Raw genomic sequence first — 911 nt, 5'->3', positions numbered from 1 at the left:
TTTCCGTGGGAATTTCCTGGTTTACAGGCGCACGCTCCCCATAGCCGGCAGCAACTGCTTTCGCTTCATCCACAGATTGGAGAGCGCAAACAAGGTCAGCACGTGTGCGGTGTTTTTGGCCAGGCCGCGATAGCGGACCTTGGTGTAGCCGAACTGGCGCTTGATCACCCGGAACGGATGCTCCACCTTCGCGCGCACGCTGGCCTTGAAGTGTTCCCAACGCTGTTCCCGAGCACGCTCGCGCTTGTTGCCGATGGCCTGAATTCTCGAGGGCCTGGTGGCAATAAAGAATGCAGCTTTGCAGTCTTGGAGTTCATCGCGTTTTTCTGCGCCGGTATAGCCGCTGTCGCCGAACACGCTGTCTTCTTTGCCGTGTAGCAACGTGTGGGTTACCGTGACATCGGCAACATTGGCCGCTGTGCAATGCACATGGTGCACCAGCCCGGAAAACTCATCCACGCCGATGTGCGCCTTCATCCCGAAATACCACTGATTGCCCTTCTTGGTCTGATGCATCTCAGGGTCGCGTGCGTGATCGGCGTTCTTGGTCGAACTGGGTGCAGCGATCAGCGTCGCATCGACGATCGTGCCCGACCGCAGGCTCTGGCCCTTGCGCGCCAGATGCGCGTTGACCGCTTCCAGCATCCGCGCGGCAAGGCCATGGGTCTCCAGCAGGCGCCGAAAGTTGAGAATCGTGGTCTCGTCGGGAATGTCGTCCAACCCGCCGAGCTGGGCAAATCGCCGTAGGGTCGGAATCTCGTGCAGCGCTTCTTCCATCGCCGGATCGCTCAACGCATACCACTGCTGCAGCAGATGAATCCGCAACATCGTCGCCAGGGCGTACGGCTGCCGCCCTGGCCGCCCCGACACCGGATAGCGCGGCGCGATCAGCCCGAGCAGTTGCTGCCACG

At 60.9% G+C, this 911-nt stretch carries 1 protein-coding gene; it reads right to left on the bottom strand.

Annotation, left to right across the window (positions count from 1 at the left end):
* Positions 1–21 precede the first annotated feature (21 nt).
* A partial coding sequence (locus F7R02_RS25620) for an IS5 family transposase (protein ID WP_151210333.1) occupies positions 22–911 on the bottom strand: 890 nt, incomplete at its 5' end.

The sequence above is a fragment of the Xanthomonas cissicola genome, assembly GCF_008801575.1.
Classification (GTDB): Bacteria; Pseudomonadota; Gammaproteobacteria; order Xanthomonadales; family Xanthomonadaceae; genus Xanthomonas; species Xanthomonas cissicola.
Note: the sequence above shows the minus strand (reverse complement) of the source record. Positions and strands in the feature narration are given on the sequence as shown.